The 18165-nt window shown below is 41.9% G+C and carries 17 protein-coding genes; 5 read left to right on the top strand and 12 right to left on the bottom strand.

Annotation, left to right across the window (positions count from 1 at the left end; genetic code table 11):
• Positions 1 to 120: 120 nt before the first annotated feature.
• From asnB to LFUMFP_RS03945, 3 genes are all read right to left on the bottom strand, one after another.
• On the bottom strand, positions 121 to 2025 hold the full coding sequence (asnB, locus tag LFUMFP_RS03955; protein ID WP_025083073.1) for an asparagine synthase (glutamine-hydrolyzing): 1905 nt from the start codon (positions 2023 to 2025) through the stop codon (positions 121 to 123).
• A 148-nt stretch (positions 2026 to 2173) separates the two neighbouring features.
• Entirely contained in the window at positions 2174 to 2803 is a 630-nt protein-coding gene (gene ytpR, locus LFUMFP_RS03950; RefSeq protein ID WP_025083072.1) for a YtpR family tRNA-binding protein, read from the bottom strand.
• Between the two features lie 17 nt (positions 2804 to 2820).
• Positions 2821 to 3141, bottom strand: a complete 321-nt coding sequence (locus LFUMFP_RS03945; protein ID WP_025083071.1) for a thioredoxin family protein — start codon at positions 3139 to 3141, stop codon at positions 2821 to 2823.
• Between the two features lie 121 nt (positions 3142 to 3262).
• On the opposite strand from LFUMFP_RS03945, the gene LFUMFP_RS03940 reads away from it, so the two are divergent.
• A complete protein-coding gene (locus LFUMFP_RS03940; protein ID WP_025083070.1) occupies positions 3263 to 3595 on the top strand; it encodes a hypothetical protein in 333 nt (110 codons plus the stop codon).
• A gap of 45 nt (positions 3596 to 3640) precedes the next feature.
• On the opposite strand, the gene trmB is transcribed toward LFUMFP_RS03940, so the two are convergent.
• The 4 genes from trmB to LFUMFP_RS03920 form a co-directional block, all read right to left on the bottom strand.
• A complete protein-coding gene (gene trmB, locus LFUMFP_RS03935; RefSeq protein ID WP_025083069.1) occupies positions 3641 to 4294 on the bottom strand; it encodes a tRNA (guanosine(46)-N7)-methyltransferase TrmB in 654 nt (217 codons plus the stop codon).
• Between the two features lie 66 nt (positions 4295 to 4360).
• Positions 4361 to 5146 carry a phosphotransferase family protein gene (locus LFUMFP_RS03930; protein WP_025083068.1) on the bottom strand — a complete coding sequence of 262 codons (786 nt, stop codon included), beginning with the start codon at positions 5144 to 5146 and terminating at the stop codon, positions 4361 to 4363.
• 130 nt (positions 5147 to 5276) lie between these two features.
• On the bottom strand, positions 5277 to 6479 hold the full coding sequence (locus LFUMFP_RS03925; protein WP_056950089.1) for an ABC transporter permease: 1203 nt from the start codon (positions 6477 to 6479) through the stop codon (positions 5277 to 5279).
• 2 nt (positions 6480 to 6481) lie between these two features.
• The gene (locus LFUMFP_RS03920; protein ID WP_025083066.1) at positions 6482 to 7210 is read right to left on the bottom strand and encodes an ABC transporter ATP-binding protein; all 729 of its coding nucleotides are present in this window, start codon (positions 7208 to 7210) and stop codon (positions 6482 to 6484) included.
• Positions 7211 to 7396: 186 nt separating this feature from the next.
• On the opposite strand from LFUMFP_RS03920, the gene LFUMFP_RS03915 reads away from it, so the two are divergent.
• The 3 genes from LFUMFP_RS03915 to LFUMFP_RS03905 all read left to right on the top strand — a co-directional run bounded on the left by LFUMFP_RS03915 (position 7397) and on the right by LFUMFP_RS03905 (position 9252).
• The gene (locus tag LFUMFP_RS03915; RefSeq protein WP_025083065.1) at positions 7397 to 7828 is read left to right on the top strand and encodes an HIT family protein; all 432 of its coding nucleotides are present in this window, start codon (positions 7397 to 7399) and stop codon (positions 7826 to 7828) included.
• Positions 7828 to 8151, top strand: a complete 324-nt coding sequence (locus tag LFUMFP_RS03910) for a YtxH domain-containing protein (protein ID WP_025083064.1) — start codon at positions 7828 to 7830, stop codon at positions 8149 to 8151. The genes LFUMFP_RS03915 and LFUMFP_RS03910 overlap by 1 nt, the downstream gene beginning before the upstream one ends.
• A 195-nt stretch (positions 8152 to 8346) precedes the next feature.
• The gene (locus tag LFUMFP_RS03905) at positions 8347 to 9252 is read left to right on the top strand and encodes a peptidylprolyl isomerase PrsA (protein WP_025083063.1); all 906 of its coding nucleotides are present in this window, start codon (positions 8347 to 8349) and stop codon (positions 9250 to 9252) included.
• Between the two features lie 48 nt (positions 9253 to 9300).
• Here the strand turns inward: LFUMFP_RS03905 and LFUMFP_RS03900 are convergent, their stop codons facing one another.
• From LFUMFP_RS03900 to LFUMFP_RS03880, 5 genes are all read right to left on the bottom strand, one after another.
• Positions 9301 to 10266, bottom strand: a complete 966-nt coding sequence (locus LFUMFP_RS03900) for a 3'-5' exoribonuclease YhaM family protein (protein ID WP_025083062.1) — start codon at positions 10264 to 10266, stop codon at positions 9301 to 9303.
• On the bottom strand, positions 10256 to 12958 hold the full coding sequence (locus tag LFUMFP_RS03895; RefSeq protein WP_025083061.1) for an ATP-binding protein: 2703 nt from the start codon (positions 12956 to 12958) through the stop codon (positions 10256 to 10258). The genes LFUMFP_RS03900 and LFUMFP_RS03895 overlap by 11 nt, the downstream gene beginning before the upstream one ends.
• A 3-nt stretch (positions 12959 to 12961) precedes the next feature.
• Positions 12962 to 14155: a metallophosphoesterase family protein gene (locus tag LFUMFP_RS03890; protein WP_025083060.1), complete on the bottom strand. Its 1194-nt coding sequence runs from the start codon at positions 14153 to 14155 to the stop codon at positions 12962 to 12964.
• A gap of 315 nt (positions 14156 to 14470) precedes the next feature.
• Positions 14471 to 14815 (bottom strand): YlbF family regulator, encoded by a 345-nt coding sequence (locus LFUMFP_RS03885; RefSeq protein WP_025083059.1) that lies wholly within the window; start codon positions 14813 to 14815, stop codon positions 14471 to 14473.
• A gap of 27 nt (positions 14816 to 14842) precedes the next feature.
• On the bottom strand, positions 14843 to 16924 hold the full coding sequence (locus LFUMFP_RS03880) for a PBP1A family penicillin-binding protein (protein WP_106483090.1): 2082 nt from the start codon (positions 16922 to 16924) through the stop codon (positions 14843 to 14845).
• A gap of 152 nt (positions 16925 to 17076) precedes the next feature.
• Between LFUMFP_RS03880 and LFUMFP_RS03875 the strand changes: the two genes are divergently transcribed.
• Entirely contained in the window at positions 17077 to 17976 is a 900-nt protein-coding gene (locus LFUMFP_RS03875; protein WP_025083057.1) for an RluA family pseudouridine synthase, read from the top strand.
• Positions 17977 to 18165 lie beyond the last annotated feature (189 nt).

Here is an 18165-nt window from a genome sequence, read left to right as displayed (position 1 = left end):
AACGCCTATTAGCCTAAAAAAAGAAGCATCTGTCTAATCGGCAGATACTTCCAAAACGTTCACTTGAATCGTTCACCAACACCAGTTGACAAAGACCCGATTATTCCTGTTTTTAAGACCTTAACCTAACACTAAATAGTCTTCAATATTCATGAAATACACTTTATACCAAGTTAAGAACGTGAAAATCGTCCAAATTTTACGACGACCATTAATCCGTTGTTCTTTATTCGCGTCTAACAAGGCCAATAACTTCGGTTGATCAAAGAATTCAGCCACAAATGCTTCGCTGAAAAGCGTTTTAACTTGTTCATAATACTTATCGGTTTCCAACCATTGTTTGATTGGCACTGGGAACCCTAATTTAGGCCGGTTCGCCCAAGCAGCAGGTAAATGTTTAGCGGCTGCTTGGCGGTAAGCATATTTCGTATCTTTGCTATTCAATAAATAATCCGTTGGCACTTGGCCCGCCGTCTTAGCGACTTCGGGATCCAAGAACGGCACCCGTAATTCCAAACTATGCGCCATTGAAATTTTATCCGCTTTTTGTAAAATATCGTTCAACATAAAGTGGTGTAGATCAATGTATTGCATTTGTGAAACGGGATCGGCCTCTTTGACGTTTTCAAAATCGGCTTGATAGTTACCTTGAATCGTTTCAGCATTTTGATAAGCTGGTTTCAAATAACTGTTCGCTTCATCCGCGCCAAAAATACTGGGATTTTCGATATCATAGATCACGGATTGTCCCGCATAAAATTCTTTGGGGTTGGCCAAATTCGTGTATAAATGAACGCGACCTGGGAAGGCTGGCATCTTTTTAACCGTCTTGGCTAAATGGGCCCGCGCACCTTTTGGCAATTTCTTCAGAGTAGACGTGAAGGCTTTGATCGTTGAATTATGCGAATGCATGCCATAATTGACATACCCAGCAAATAATTCATCAGCCCCTTCACCCGATAGCGCAACCGTCACTTTTTCACGCGCAAAACGGGATAAGAACCACAATGGCACACATGATGGATTACCATCTGGTTCGTCCAAATAGTATTGAATCTTATCAAATTCGGCAAAAGCGTCATCCGCATTAACCCGTGTCTCATTGAAGTTTAAACCCAGCTCTTCCGCTAAAGCGCGAGCGGCCGTCACTTCGTTATAAGTTTGATCATCAAAACCAACACTGAAGACTTCCTGTGGTTTTAAAATACTGGTGACGTAACTACTATCAACCCCTTCAGATAAGAAGGCGCCAACGGGCACGTCAGCCACGTTGTGCATTTTAATGGATTCATCAATTGACGCATCAATTTTTTGAACTTCTTCTTCAAATGATAATTGAGAAGGCGCAAACTGCATATCCCAATATTTTTCAATATCGAGTTGACCATCTTTATAAGTAAAGTAATGACCCGCTGGAAAACGATAAACCCCTTTGAAGAAAGTTTCAGTTAAATCATTATATTGGTTCATCATGAATGATTTCAACGCCTTTTGATTCAAGGTTGGTTTGAAATCTGGATGGGCCATAAAGGTTTTCAATTCACTACTGAACATGAAAGTCCCATCGTCTAACGTTGTGTAATACAGTGGTTTAATCCCGAAGAAATCGCGGGCACCAAAAATCGATTGTTCTTTAAGATCGTAGATGACAAACACAAACATCCCGCGAATCTTAGTCAGTACGTCTTTACCCCATTCTTCATAAGAATGTAAGATTGTTTCAGTATCAGAATCCGTTGTAAATTCATGGCCTAAGCTCACTAATTCAGTCCGAATTTCACGATAATTATAGATTTCACCATTAAAGAAAATCAATTTGCTGTGATCTTCATTATAAATCGGTTGATCGCCCTTGGTTAAATCGATAATTGATAAGCGCCGAAATCCTAAAGCCACTTGGTCATCAATAAATTCACCAGCGCCACTAGGGCCACGATGCTTGATGATGTCCATTTGATGGTTCAATACTTCTTTTTTCTTTGGCAAATCAAATAGTCCGCCCGCAAATCCGACAATCCCACACATATGTTTAGCCCCTCTTATCCTCTTGGTTCACACCCGTTTATATCAAAACTAAATAACAATTAACAGGCACTCTTAACCGATTAATTGCTATTGTATATCATACTATATTTTGTTTCTAAATTGACCTAACAAATTCGTAAGTTCGTGCTTATTTCAATAAAGTCGCAACCGCTTCTGGTGTGACTGCTTGACCCACTTGCCAGTCATCAGGCAAGACCATGATGCCTTTATCCGGTGCGTTGACCACGCCAATCTCGCGTGCTGCGCAAATCATACCATCACTTTGAACGCCCCGTAATTGACCTGGCCAGATAATTTTACCTTCTGGCATGACCGCCCCAACGGTTGCCACAATGACTTTTTGACCCTGTGCGATATTGCTAGCGCCACAAACGATTTGGACCGTTTGACCCGGTGCAATCTCCGTTTGGGTGATGTGCATGTGATCTGAATCTGGATGCACATCGCATTCTTGGACATAACCGACCACGATATGCGGTGTTTCATCAGCCACTAAATCAGCTGGAAAGCCTGCTGCAGATAGCGCCGTATTCAAAGCTGCTACGTCCGCAATCGTTAACACTTGCGTCCCGTTAAACTGTAATTCGGGTAAAATTTGATCAATCGCTAAAAAATTATAACCAATTGTCTGATCATTTTGATCGCTGATCCGGACAATCCCCTGTTTTTCAGTTGAAACTTGTTGTTCAGCATCGGGTTGAACCATGACCACTAAAATATTTTGAAATGCTTTTTGATTCATACTGGCGATTAACATTTAAAAACTCCTTTAGACTAATTCAATGACTTGATAAATTCAGTAATTTCCCGTTTTGTTTTCCGATCCTTGTTGACGAAACGCCCAATTTCACGACCGTCCGCAATCACGACAAAACTAGGAATTCCAAAAATTTCCCATTCTTCACAAACATCAATGTTTTGATCGCGATCAATTTGAATAAATTGATAATCTGGAAATTCAGCTTCAATTTCTGGCATTGCTGGTTTAATAAACCGGCAATCGCTACACCATGTTGCGGTAAAGAATAGGACGTGTTTTCCTTTGGTAATGAGATGGGTTAAATTAGTATCATCCATCGTTGCAAAATCTTTCATTATGCACCCCTTCAAGTTTTGTTCTCATTTTAATATAAGCGGTTTGCCAACAAAAGTCCACTCTTGTTGACTAAAAATTATGCTATACTAAACAAAGATAAAATTATTGAGGAGTTTTTCTTTGAAAAAACATAGTTCAGTTGTCAAATATCTTTTAACTGGTTTTGGACTTGCGCTAGCAACAACCATCAGCGCTCGTCAGTACAAAAACCAACAAAAAGCCATTAAATTAAATCAGATTCTAGAAGACGTCAAGGCTGGTTTGAAACACGAAGGCCAAATCGTCGGTGCTTGGATTGAAGAAAGTCCCCACCTCTTTTCGCAAAATAAACGGACTTTTCCCGTTTATCAAGGTGGCGTGATTACCGAACAATCGAACGGCACCAATCAGTTCCACTTTAAGGTCGATGCTAAAACCGGTGTCGTCATCGAATTTTCACAATTACAGCCCTAAAAAATAAACGAACCATCCTGGATTGAGGATGGTTCGTTTATTTTTTTATGCTTTATCTGATTTAAAATGGGCTTCTAAACGATAAATCCGATCGCCACGTTTGCTGAATTTTTCTTCATATTCAGTTTGGACGTTTTCAATCGCTAAGTCGCTCTTGTGTAAATCTAGTGACACGTCATCCAACAACATCCCATAAGCATTCAAGCTGCACAATGAATATTCAAACAATCCTTGATTGTCCGTCTTAAACCGCAGATAACCATCCGCTTGCATGATTTGTTGATATTCAGCAAGGAACGTCTTGAAGGTTAACCGGCGCTTTTCATGACGCGTTTTAGGCCATGGATCGGAGAAGTTGAGATAGACACCGGCGACTTCATTATCCGCAAAGAAAGTCGTTAATGACGCGCCAGTCCCCAATAACAATTGAAGATTAGGCAATTGCAATTCAACTTGTTTCTGGAGAATGACGGCAATCGCTGATTCTTGAATTTCAACGGCGATAAAATTCCGGTCCGGATATTTTTGCGCCATCTGAGTGATAAATTGACCTTTACCGGAACCAACTTCAATATAAATGGGTTGTTCTTTAGCAAAACGAGATTGCCAGTGTCCGGCAATCGTTTCGGGACTCACTAAAATCTTTTCGGGATTGGCTTCAATTAAATCCTTAGCCCATGGTTTATTTCTTAAACGCATAACGCACTCCTTATTTGATACCAATTAAAAAAGTTGGACCAGCGCCCAACTTTTGGCATTCATGTTTTAATTTATTTCAGAAACTAATTCTTTCAAACGCAATATGTCATGGTTCATCTCAGTAAAACGACCACGTTGATAATGGTGCTTAATGCTTTGAAGTAAGTTCAAACTACCGTACCAGAACACGCGCGCCATTAATTCTGGGGTCACATCCAATCCGTAAGTTTCAAGCCACTTCTGCCATTCTTGACGTGGAACATATTGAAATAAAATCATTCCGAAATCGACTGCTGGATCAGCGAGCATCGCTGAATCCCAATCGACTAAATACAAGCGATTAATATCTGATAACAACCAATTCTTATGATTCAAATCGCCATGACAGACTTCCATTGAAGGGGTCTTCAAATCAGCCATTGTTTGTTTTAATGTTTGGACGACCTGCTCCAATAACGGATGTTGCCGTAAATCTTGGGGTAGATCGTAAAAGTAAGTTTGCAACATTTCTGGTGCGTGCCATGTTTGACCGCCCACTTTGTTGAGCATCCGCTTCAACAATAATGATTGGTGAACCCGTGCCAATAACTTGGCCACTTGCGGACTGTTCATTTCAGCCCGTTTCAAAGTCCGACCGTTCAACCATTCTTGGGCGGTTAGCACATCCCCCGTCGCAATTCGCTTGGTCCAAATCAGCTTAGGCGTAATGGCTTCTGCTGAAAGAGCCGCTAAAAATGGCGATGTATTTCGTTTTAAAAAGATTTTTTCCGACGCACGGACACCCAAAAAGGCGGTGCCAGTGTCCCCACCAGCTGGTTGAACTTGCCAACCAGTCTCCAAGTCGAAATTCATCGGCCTCGACTCCTTTACACTAAGATCAAGCACTTTCCCACGTGCTGCGACACTTCAACTGACGATAACTAGGATAATCATATAATAGTCAAACGCCTTACGTCAAGTCACTAACCGTTGTTTCTAACATTTATTTTGTTAAACGCCGTGGTAGATAGAATTGAACAAAGCCATACCCTAAGCCCCCAAAAGCAACGATACTGACCAAACTCTGCCCATTTAAGCCAAAACGAATCAAGATTAAAAGACTCAATAAAATAATTTCGATTGCGACTAATCGCCAAATAAGTCGTTTAAAGGCCTGCAATTTGGTTGTTTGCGCGACTGGGTAAAGGTGCGTAAAAATATTTTGATCATATTGTTGATAAACCGGCAATAGTTGAAAACCAACGAGATAGATTAATAATAGTCCTAGCAATAATGCTAACCACCAAATTTGGCTGAACCAAATAATAATGCCACCAATAATGACTAATCTTAAGTATAAACCGCTAAATTCCGTTCCCCGTAAAAAGCCCCGTAGATATAGGAAATAGAATGGATTTGGATTGTTAGCACTCAACCACTGAATCAGACCATCTAAATAGCGACGGCGTTTAACCTGACTGTTTAAGCCGGGCACATCGGTGAAGAGATTATACAGGCGATAAATTCGACCCATGCGTGAATCTTCAGCACTGACTGCGGTCAACCAATTAAATAACTGCGTAGCTTGAATCTTAGTTTGTTGTTGCCGTTGCCAATACAAAAGCCCCGCCGCAATCACTAAGCCAGCGATTGACCAACCCAACCACAATTGACTCGCCACTAATACCCAATCAATCAGTAACCATAAACCAGTTTGTTGCGTACCGGTTCCTTGATACCACTGACCAATTTGGCTTGAAAAGCGTCGACTTTTAATCAACCAAAGCGTGGCTAATAAACCGAGTAACATCCAAGCCGGGACCGTCTTAGTGACTAAGAGTGTTGGCGCAACTAATAACGTGATCATGGCTAACCAACTAAACGGTAACCACATGCTGTAGCGTTGCGCCGCCTTCAAATAACTCGGTAATTGCGATTCTTGAGGCAGTAAGAAAACACTGTCCGCTTCATGTAGTAGCGTGGCTAACCGACCAAAACTAAGACTGGCCAGTAACACCAAACTAATCACCGGTTTTAGCCACCAACTCGTCGGATCAATTGCCTTAATCGCATTGGCGTAAGTGTAACCCAAAGCCCCTAATAAAAAGATAATTGCGAGTACAAAATGGTCATTAAAGACCAACCGTAAATATTTAACTTGTTGATTGACGTGGCGTCGCACGCGTTCTTGCCATAATGATTGCATGTTTAGCCTTCTTTCGTCATCTGTAAATAAATATCATCTAAGTTAGCGTCCGCCATCTTAAATTCAGTTTTTAATTCGGCCAATGTGCCCGTTGCGCGTACTCGTCCCTGATTCAATAAAACGAATGAATCAGCATATTGTTGAGCGGTCGCTAAAATATGGGTCGACATTAAAATCGCTGCCCCTTGCGCTTTCTTATCCGCGATGATGTCCAATAAATCATGAATCGCTAACGGGTCTAAACCAGTGAATGGTTCGTCAATGATAAATAAATCGGCATCGGTCATAAACGCGTTGACGATCATCACCTTTTGACGCATCCCTTTTGAAAAATGGACTGGGAACCAATCAAGCTTATTATCCAATCGGAATTGTTTTAATAGTTGGTTCGCCTTCACCCAAGTTTTCTCGGGATCTAATTGGTACGCCATAATCGTTAAATCCAGATGTTCTTTTAATGTTAATTCAGGGTATAAAATCGGCGTTTCTGGAACATACGCCATTTTTTGCCGGTATTGATTCGGGTTCGATTGTAACGTGACCCCGTTCAACGTAATTGTCCCAGCTTGTGGCGTCAATAACCCGATAACGTGTTTAATGGTCGTCGACTTCCCCGCCCCGTTTAACCCGATTAGACCAACCACTTGTTGATCTGGCACGGTGAAACTAACGTCTTTTAAAACCGGTACGTGGGCGTAACCCCCGGTTAATTGTTTGATTTCTAAACTCATTTTAATTACCTCGTTCATTTTTATCGCTTTAGGTCTGCAACCATATCTTACCATGAACACTACATACTGTGTATCATCTTAACGATTTTTTTAAAGTGTGTCGCTAGCAAGCTAACAGTAGCGCAAATAGGCACTTTATGATAGCATGAACCTAGATTTAGACGATATGAAAGTGAGTGACTCATCATGGATAATTGTATTTTTTGTAAAATTGTTCGTAACGAAATCCCTAGTACGGTTGTTTACGAAGATGACCAAGTGAAGGCCTTCCTAGACTTAACCCAAGCCACACCCGGACACACGTTGCTAATCCCTAAAAAACACGTCGCTGATATTTTTGAATACGATTCTGAATTGGCCGCGACGGTCTTTAGCCGGTTGCCCAAAATTGCCAACGCGATTAAAGCCAGCGACCCGGCGATTAAAGGCCTCAACATCTGTAATAACAATGGCGAAGTCGCTTATCAATCCGTTTTCCATTCACATATTCATCTGATTCCGCGCTACGGCGCACAAGACGGCTTTTCAATGCAGTTTGTAGATCATTCAGCCGATTACACACCGGCACAACTCAAAACGATTGCGGACCGCATTCAGGCCCAACTGGAGGTTAACTAATGGGATTTTCAAAAGGGTTATTAATCGGCGGCCTATTGGGCACCACTTATGCACTACTGACCGCTAAAAAAACGGGTCCCCAACGGCAACAAGCGGTGGTTGATTATTTAAACGACATCACGACCGGCGCCCAAGATGTACAAACGAGTGCCACGCAATTAAAAGAAGCGTCTAACAACTTAGCCACCGAATTAAAGACGACCGCGGTCGATTCCGTCGCCGACATTAGCGAAGCCCTTCAATCATTTTCATTTGAAGCGGCACCCCGAATTGCTCAAATCAACGAATCACTAGAACGTCTCGAAAAAAATTTACCCCAGTAATTGTTATTTAATTAACTTAAAAATCATTAAGCCCCTCAACGGATTGCGGCCATCTTCACGAAAAACCTAAATTTGAAAGTTTTGTGAAGATTCAGGGCATTGATTTAATTTAATTAGTTTATGTGTTATATTAATTGTTGAATTCATAATTCAGTTCGAATTTATTCATAATACTTGATAAGGATGTGTCAGATAATGAAAAAATGGCTATTAGCCGCTGCCAGTTTATTAATGGTAGTCTCACTAGCAGGTTGTGGTAGCACAACAATCGCAACTTTAAAGGGTGGTAAAGTCACTCAAGCCGAATACTACAAGGAAACTAAGGAAACAACGACTGGTAAGCAACAATTGCAAACCATGATCTTAGAAAAAGCCCTTGAAGAACAATACGGCAGCAAAGTGTCTGATAAGAAAGTCACATCAACTTATAACACTTACAAGAAACAATATGGTTCATCATTCAGCTCTGTTCTCTCACAAAGTGGTTTAACAACTTCATCATTCAAGAAACAAATCAAGACTCAAATGTTAACTGAAGCAGCTTTAAAAGCTAACAAAAAAGTCACAAATGCTAACTTGAAAACACAATGGAAATCATACGAACCAAAAGTTGAAGTTCAACATATCTTAGTTGAAAAGAAAGCAACTGCTGAAACAGTCATTGCAGAACTTGCTAAAGACAACACCACTAAGAACTTCACAACTTTAGCAGCTAAATATTCAACTGATACTGGTACTAAAAAAGATGGCGGTAAATTACCAACATTTGATAGCACTGATACATCATTAGATTCAACCTTCAAGACTGCTGCCTTCAAGTTGAAGACTAACGAATACACAACAACGCCTATTAAGACAAGCTATGGCTACCACGTTATCCGCATGATCAAGAACCCTGGTAAGGGTAAGATGGCTGATCACAAGAAGGAATTAACGAGCCAAGTTTATGCTAAATGGATGACTGATACAACTGTTATGAACAAGATCATCACTAAGGTGCTTAAGAAAGCTAACGTTTCAATCAAAGATAAAGACTTATCTGACTTACTTTCAAGCTACGGCGTGAATAGTAAAGCATCATCTTCTTCATCTTCTAAATAAGCACATTGAAAAAGGCGTCCGACAAATTGTCGGACGCCTTTTTTTGGACTATTCTTCTAACGCTTCATCGTGTTCTGGTCGGTAGAATTGGCGACCATCCATTGCAAACATCCGCTCCGTATAATGCCCGGGTTCCGCATGTTTCAAAGACTGGGTCATCATCGTGATACTCGCATCTAGTTCATCGATTTGGTGTAACACATCGGCCTCCAAGACTTGTGGTCTAACGGGCGATCCGTATTCCAACAAACCATGATGGGCTAACACAACGTGCCGCAAAAGCAACATGTCTTCACTATTGGTATCAATCTTGAGCGTATCGCAAGCACGGACAATTTCTTCGTCGACCAAGACGATATGGCCAATTAAGTTACCGCGGACTGTGTATTCGGTCGAAATTGGGCCTGATAATTCTAACGTCTTCCCTAGATCATGTAACAACACGCCCGCAAATAATAAGGAGTCATTGATTTGTGGATACTGAGCCGCAATGGTCTTCGCTAGGCGTAACATCGATAAGGTGTGATAAGCCAAGCCACCTGCAAAAGCATGGTGGTTGGTTTTAGCCGCTGGATAACTAAAGAATTCTGGTTGGTGTTTTTGTAACAAATGGCGGACAAGTCGTTGCCAATTCGGATTTTTAATCTCAAATAATACTTGGCTGATTTCTTCTTGCATCTCTTCGACTTGAACCGGTGCTTTCGGCACGAACTGTTCAACTGATTGCGGTTCATCTGCCGTAGTTTCACGCAACTTATAGATTTTAACTTGCGGATTACTTTGGTACAATTCCCGTTTCCCTTGTAAATGAATCACTTGGCCCGCGGTAAATTTGGTAACGTCCGCATCGGAAGCGTCCCAGTATTTACCACTGATTTGACCCGATTGATCTTGGAAAGTGAACGCAATGAACTGTTTCCCATTCTTGGCAACCCGGACATCTGCCGTTTTAATTAAGACAAACAAATCAATCGGTTCGTCATTTTGATAATCAAATATTTTTTTAGTGGGCATCTATCTGACCTACTTTCTCTAAATTTAACCAATGTGCCGCTCCGAAGACGGTTTCTGTTCGGGGATTGGCCGTTAAATAAATTACCTGATGATGTTCGCTCAAACGCTGTAATAATTCCCAGATGGCCGCTTGACGTTGGTCATCGAAATTAACAAAACCATCATCAATTAATAAAGGTAACGATACCACATCGGCAATCTCTTCTGCAAATGCGAACCGTAATGCGATGTAGAGTTGTTCGGCGGTCCCTTGTGATAGCTCACCGACTTCAAATAACACTTGATCGGCGCGCAAGACCGTCATCACCTCTTCTTCAAAATTAATTTGCTGATATCGATTTTGCGTTAATAAGGCAAAGTAAGTCGTTGCTTTAACCAATATTCGTGGAAAACGTTCCTGCGAAGCCGCCTTTAAGGTGGCTTGAATCCAGTCAATCGCCAATTGGTTAGCCAACCAAGCTTGCGCTAAATCCGTAATGTTGGCTTCTGCTTGTAGTTGTTCTTGCCGTAACAGTTGATATTGATCGTCATCGACTAGCTTTTGTTGAGTGACACTCAGTTCCGCAATGACTTGTTGTTGTTCTTGCAGTGCCTGATTAGCAATTGCCAATTGCGCTTGTTGTTGTTTATAATCATTTTCTAACTGCGCTAAATCGGTAACGGCTTGCAATTCAGGTAACGCTTGATCTAATTCAGCCGCTAAATCTGAACAGCGTTGTTGAGCGACTTGCCGTTGTTTTTCCGCTTTGTAACACGCCTCTAATTCGGCCGCTGTTTTTAGTTGAGCACTGGCTAGTAATTGCTTTTGGGCCTCGAGTAATGTCGTTTGTTTAGCCGTTAATCGGATCACTTGTTGTTGATAATAGTGATAACTTTCATTACTTTGAGCCAGTGATTGTTGTAATTGTGCAACCCGGCTCTTAAACTGATCAATCTGGGTTAAGTTAACCGCATCGCTACCTTGGAGCGCGCCGACCCATTCTTGTGCAAACTGCCATTGTTGGTAATAAGTCGTTAATTGATTTTGCAGTGTTTCAACCGCCACCGTTTGTTGCTTAATTTCGGTCGTCAATTGTGCGACCCGTTTCAAATCATTTTGCTGATTCAACACAAGCGACACCGAAGTTTCAGTCGCATAACCGGCTTCCGTCAAAATAGCGGTGGTTTGTTGTTGAGATGCCTGTAACTGCGCTTGACTAGCGGTTAACGCCGCTGCTTGCGTTTGTTGTTCATCTTTCAGTGCGTCTAATTGGGCGAGTGCTTGTTGCCACTGCGCTTTTTGTTCAACACCCTGAGTCAGTTGTTGTTGGGCTTGTTGTCGTTGGTACCAACCGTAACCCAACACGAGTAAACCGACAATCGCGCCTACTTTAAACACGCCTGGTAAGAAAATGGTCAATAACAAGATCCCACCAACGCCCCAGAAAATGGTTTGGTTCTGACGAGTTGGCCGCACCGTTGTGGTTTCTAATTGATTGACTAACTGTTCTTGGGTGGCGACTTGGGTTTGCAGCCCTTCTGTTTTAGACAATAAGACTTGTTGTTCAGTCGCTAATCGTTGTTGTTGGTCGGAAGCTTCTTGCAGTTGTTCAACTTGGTCGGCCGTCAATATGGCAGGCACTTGTGCTCCCCATTGATGTTGAGCCACCAATTGTGTTTTTTCAGTCGTTAACTTCGTGAGTTGCGCTTGTTTGAGTTTTAAAACTTCAAGTTGTTGCTGTTGCGCCGACAGCTGGTCAAACAGCGGTGTGACAGTGGCTTGATTGGCTTGATAAAAACGAAACTCACCGGTTTGATCTAAGGTCTCTTGGACCTCTGCAATCGTCGCTTGCGCATTTTTTAATTCTGTTTCAACCGCCCGTTGCTGTTCGACTAAGGCTTGGTATTGGGTATAGATGGTTGCGTCAAAGGCCGTCGCATGTGCTAATTCACTCTGGAGTCCTTGCCATTCTTGATAATGCGGCCAACGTTCAATCAACCGTTGTTGCTGGTTGATTGTCGCTTGTAACTGTTCAATCTGAGCCGTTAAACTTTGCCGTTTAGCCGTGGCTTGTTGTAATATTTGCGCATTCTGCTCATACGCTTGATAGCCGGTGCTGGCTTCTTTGACGGTCTGGACTAAATCTGGATAACTTTTCAAAGCCTGATTCAATGGCCATTTCCGACCAGAAGGTTTATAAATTTTTTGACCTTCTTTATCCAGTGCTTTAGCAAAATTCAACCATTCGTGACTACCAACCGCCCCAATCGTCAACAGGTGTTGTAAGAAGTCAGCCTGTTTTAAACCGAATATCTGGTTAAGATCCTGTTGATTGGTTTCGAAAATTTGGGTGAACAACGCTTCATCGGCCGGGGCTAATAAGGTCGCTAAATAATCGGCGCCAAATTCATTCCCTTGATCAATGACCGTTACATCACCACCAAACTTGCCATCAATCCGCCGAATCACAAGTTCTCGTTCTTGATATTGAACTAATAATTCACCGCCGTATTGGGCCCCATTTTTAGGTTTATATTGTTCGTAACGTTGTTTGCCCGAAGCAAAGCCAAACAAAATGCCTTTAATCAGTGCCGTTAACGTTGATTTACCAGCTTCGTTTTGACCAAAAAGAACTTGATAATCGGTCGCTAAATCGATGACCTGGTCATGCCATTTGCCAAAACCGAAGATGGTAACTGTTTTAATTCGCATGACTTATTCCCCCAACTTCTTTTCTTGTAGAATCGTCTCAACCAAGGCTTTTAAATCGGCTTGATATTGCTCATCCGTCACGGCATCTCTAATAAAGCCTTCTTTCATCAGCGGTTGCGCTTTATCCCGAATATACTCTGGTGTGAAGATTTCAGCGGCGGCAGCTTGCCAATACGTTTGATCGATTTGGCTAAACTGTTGTTGTTGATCAAATTTTAAGGTTAACGCGTACGGCCAATGCAGCGGTTGACTGTTGGTCAATTGTTCTTGTAGAATCAGCAACAATTCATCGTGATTAATCCGTTGCAATAAGTCGGCCGATAAATTCTGAGCGTGCGTTAATTCCAAACTGACTAAACTTGCTTGCTCACTTTGTTGTAATTGCGCACTAATTTGGGTTTGTAATTGATTCAATGACATTTCGGGTTGAATCTCAAATTGTTGTCGTTGCCATTCAATCACGGTCGTTGGTCGGAAATCTAACTTGAATTGACCTGCATCCGCGTTCACCACGTAAAAGCCTTTTTGACCGGGTTCATTTTTATGGCGTCCCTGTAAATTACCCGGATAAACAACGTATGGCCGTTCTTGTAGAATTTGGCGTTTGTGAATATGCCCCAACGCCCAATAATCGTATTGCAATTGGTTCAACTGACTTAACGTAAACGGTGCATAATGGTCCTCATCAGGATTGGCTTGTTGGCTACCGTGAATCGTTCCAATCATATAATCAGTGGTGGCACGTGGTGGAAATTGATCGACTTGATTGGCCGTTAACCAACGTTGCCCATAGCTAAACCCAACAATCGTCACCGTTTCTTGGGCCTTAGTCGTTAACGTCATCGTTTCAACGTTTGTTTTAAAAACGTGCACGTTTGACGGAAATTCAAAATGAACCTGTTGTTCATCCCAATAATCATGATTCCCGTAACTCAAATAAACCGGAATCTCGACGGCCGCTAAGCGTTCAAATTGTTGTTGTAGAAATCGTTGAACTGGTAAGCTCTGCGCTTCTTGATCAAATGAATCACCGACCAGCAGCACAAAATCGACCTGTTCATCAATCGCGGTTTGAATCAGTGTTTTAAAAGCCGTAAAGGTTGATTGATGAATCGTTTCCCACAAAGTCGCTGGCGCTTGTTTGAGCCCCATAAAGGGACTATCGATATGGGCATCTGCAGCATGGATAAATTTCATTTTGAATAACGCCTCAATTCTTAAAAATCGATTTTATTAATAGGCTCATTATACCATTGCAATAGGTCTTTAGAAAGCATCATCGAACAAACGTTCTTAATGATGCCATCAAAAAATCCGTCCATAACCTAGATTGGGTGACGGCGGATTTTTTGCTGAGTGCACAGTTGCTAAACGACTGAGTCAGCACTCTATACTGAAATGTGCTTTCTCAAGCAACGCTTTCCGCCTAACTACAAAAATCCCTTATGGTTAAAGAACACCATAAGGGATTTTTTTGGTTATGCTCAAGCGTTAACCGCTTGAGAAAGCACTCTATCCTTGATAGATATCTGCGATTGGTTTTGAGATGATTTGGTTTAATTCGTCCATTAATTGGCTTAATTGACGTTCTTGTTCCATTAATTGTTTGATGGCGTCGATGTCACCAATTTTTTGAGCAAGTTCTTGGATTTCTTTGATTTCGTCATCCGTTAAATCTTGACCTTGCATTTGTTTTTGTTGTAATGTCATTTGTTGCGTTTGAAATTTTTTGAACATTGCAAAAGCAATTTCATCTTTTTTCAAACTTGCAAAAGCATTTTGCAACCCTAAAAATTGGGGTAATTCTTGTAAGTGAACTGCCATTTGGTTGGCATCATCATGAATATTAACTGTCATTTGAACTGACTCCTTTAGCTACTTTATTTAATTAAAAAACCCTTTCACGGTATTATACCATTGATTGGCCGTATCTTTCGCTTTATTTACCCCATTTTTAAATCCAGATTGAATCGAATCGACTAATTGATTCGAATCTTTGGTGGATTCTTTCTTAGCAAGGGTTTGCGCGTCCTCTGTATCAAAACTGGTTTGGGCAGTCGTCGGTAATAATGCTTGCATTTCGTATTTAAAAATCGGCGCTAACCCATCGATACTCGTGTTGGTCATAAAATGGCTTTGATCGGTTTTATCATAACCCATCCAAGTCGCCACAACAATATCCGGTGTATAACCAATCAACCATTGATCCTTAGTCCCAAAGCCGTAACTAGCAGGCACTTCGGTACTCCCAGATTTACCAGCGACTTGATACCCGTCTGGTTTCGCGTATTTCCCCGTCCCGTTATTGTAAACGCCGAGCATCATACTCGTCATTTCTTTGGCCGTCTTCTTGGTCATAATCCGGGTTTTCGAATTCTCCGTATTATCAACGACGACCGCGCCACTGGCATCAACAATCTTGCGAATAAAATGCGTTTCAGATAGTTCGCCATCATTGGCAAACGCCGTGTAAGCACTGGCCATTTGGTATGGCGAAACGCCACCTTCCCAGCCACCGAGTGCCATCGCTAAGTTTTGGTCACTTTTCGGTACTGAAATCCCAAATTTTTCAACTGATTTAATCCCGCGTTTCAAACCGATTTGATTTAGCAACCAAACGGCCGGCGCATTAGTACTATTGGCAATCGCTTGGTACATCGGAATTGAACCGCTGTATACATTATCCGGATTAGTCGGTGTATAGTTATTCGTCCCGTAACTCTGTTTCTTATCTTCTAGAGACGAATCGTAATGGTAACCGTCTTCGATGGCCGGTGTATAGACCGCCAACGGTTTAATCGTTGAACCCGGTTGACGTTTCATCTGCGTGATGCGACTGTAACCGCGAATCGTGTAATCACCCCGACCACCAACGACGGCGGATACCCCACCGGTTTTTGGATTAATCGCGATGGAACTGCCTTGAACAACCGTCCCGTCAGCAGCGTTATCTGGGAAGAGATAACTTTGTTCAAAAGTCGTTTCCATCTTACTTTGTTGGGTCTGATCTAATGCCGTATAAATCTTGTACCCATTTTTAACTAAATCTTCTTCTTTAATCCCAAATCGATTGACCGCTTCATTAACAACTTCGTCAAAATAATAGGGATATTTATAACTATCTGATTGTTCATAAGTATTTTTAACCACTAAGGTTTCTTTCTTAGCAGCGTCTGCTTGGGCCTGGGTTAATTTATTATTATCCACCATCAGGCCTAAAATCAGATTACGGCGCGACGTTGCATTATCCAAATGCTCCGCCGGATTGTAATAACTAGGACTTCGCAACATCGCCGCAATCACGGCCCCTTCGCTAGCGTCCAACTCACTGGCATTCTTGCCAAAGTAGCGTTTAGAGGCGTCTTGGACGCCCCAAACCCCGTTGCCAAAATAGGCATTATTTAAATACATGGTTAAAATATCTTTTTTAGTGTATGTTTTCGTAATCTGAATCGCTAAGAATAATTCTTCGAACTTCCGTGAAAAAGTTTGCTTCTGACTTAATTTCGCATTCTTGGCTAACTGCTGGGTCAACGTACTCCCACCACCGGAGATTTCCCCGTGATGAATCACTAGGTTGACCGCTGCCCGCGCCATCCCCTTGATACTAAACCCAAGATTACTGTAGAAGGTTCGATCTTCCGTCGAAATCACCGCATCTTGAATCGGGGTTGAAATCTGTTCTAACTCAACATAGGTCCCTTTTTGCGAATACAAGGAACCCGCCCGACTGTCTTTGATATCATAAACAATCGATGGTGATTGTAAATTCGCTTTAATATCACCGACATTGGCCGTTTTCGCTTTAAAAGTTAGGAAACTACTCATCACGAAAATCAGTAATAACACCGCTAGAATTAACCAGCGAGTCAGTTGTAGACGATACCAGACAAACTTAATCATGCGCCATACTCGTTTAAAGAAACTTTTAAACGCTGATTTTATCGGTGATGCTTGCTTATTCATACAATCCCTCTTCTGATCAAATTCACTTGATGTTATTAATTGTAGCATATTCCCGAATCACAACTAGTAGCTGCCGTTAACATTTATAATCTTTTAAAATTTACATTCGTCGCTAAATTCGCTAAACTGGAAGCTTAAAGGTGGTTTCCCCAATGACAATTTATCAAAAAAAAGTAACTTTAGAAACAGACTTTAGCCCGATGTCAGTCCGCGGTTTACTCAATCATTGGCTGATTCCCCAAAAAATGCAACATTTCTTGAGAGTTGATCAGAATATTTTAGTCAACGGTCAGTATCGCGCCTTCAACCGCTTCGTTGAACCCGGCGACCAAATTGACATGACTTTCTCTGACGTTTCGGTCAAAACTCAAGAATATGATTTAGATCAAGCCCAACTGTTTACCGTTCTTTATGAAGATGCTGACTTATTAGTGGTCAATAAACCGGCCGGCATTAAAACCCATCCCAACCGACCACACGAAAATGGCACGCTCATGAATCAGGTTGCTACATACTTAGCCGCACAAGGTAAACACGCCTACATGGTTCACCGCATTGATTTAGCGACCAGCGGGGCCGTCATGATTGGTAAAACGCCAATCGTAATTGGTATTTTAAACCGGCAATTGAGTCAAAAAACAATGGCGCGCCAATACATCGCTGTCGTCAATGATCCCCAACAATTATTACTCGACCACGACACCATCAACTTCCCCATCGGGATTGATCCCGATAATCAACGAAAACGGCAGGCTGATTACATCAACGGCCTATCCGCCATTACCCATTACCAGTTATTAACCCGGCAGAATGACACGGCCACTTTGGCGGTTAATCTCGAAACCGGTCGAACACACCAAATTCGCGTTCATCTAGCGGGGATTGATCACCCGATTCTCGGTGATCCACTCTACAACCCGTCAGATACCACGAGCCGTCTATTATTACACGGTCAGACGTTACGCTATACTGAACCCTTCACGGACCATCAGCGAACCGTCATTGCCCCATTACCAACCGCATTTGATCCGTATCTTAATCAACCTCAATAAATAGTTATACGTAAGTCTTAGTATTTTGATATTAAGCGAGCATTCTTCTTTGACGCGCACCAGAACTCATCAATTTCCGTTCAAATTTAAAAGGGTCTTTGTCAACTGGTGTTGGTGAACGATTCAAGTGAACGTTTTGGAAGTATCTGCCGATTAGACAGATGCTTCTTTTTTTAGGCTAATAGGCGT

The sequence above is a fragment of the Latilactobacillus fuchuensis genome (assembly GCF_900258455.1).
Classification (GTDB): domain Bacteria; phylum Bacillota; class Bacilli; order Lactobacillales; family Lactobacillaceae; genus Latilactobacillus; species Latilactobacillus fuchuensis.
Note: the sequence above shows the minus strand (reverse complement) of the source record. Positions and strands in the feature narration are given on the sequence as shown.